This is a genomic window from Sedimentibacter sp. B4, assembly GCF_000309315.1.
GTDB lineage: Bacteria > Bacillota > Clostridia > Tissierellales > Sedimentibacteraceae > Sedimentibacter > Sedimentibacter saalensis.
This window is the reverse complement of the sequence record NZ_CANG01000517.1, coordinates 1-241: the sequence shown is the minus strand read 5'-3', so window position 1 is coordinate 241 and position 241 is coordinate 1. Positions and strand designations below refer to the sequence as shown.

General features: G+C 71.4%; 1 pseudogene. It reads right to left on the bottom strand.

The window, feature by feature from the left end:
- Positions 1 to 241, bottom strand: a pseudogene (locus BN358_RS26590) (ABC transporter substrate-binding protein); the annotation flags it as partial.

Sequence of the window (241 nt, the reverse complement as noted above, 5' to 3'; positions counted from 1 at the left end):
ACAGGGGCTCGTAGATCGGGCCGTAGGTGCCGTAGAGGGCGGTGTCGACGTGGAACGGGTTGAAGTCGACGGTGATCGGGGTCGTGCTGCCCGCCCAGACCCGCAGCGTGGACGCCGTGGCCGGTGCACTGCTGGCGGCCGAGCCGGAGGGGGCCGGAGCCGGCGACGTGCAGGCGGCCAGGGTCAGGGACAACGCCACCGCGGTGGCGGCCAGTGCCAGGGAGATCTTCTTCACGTTCGA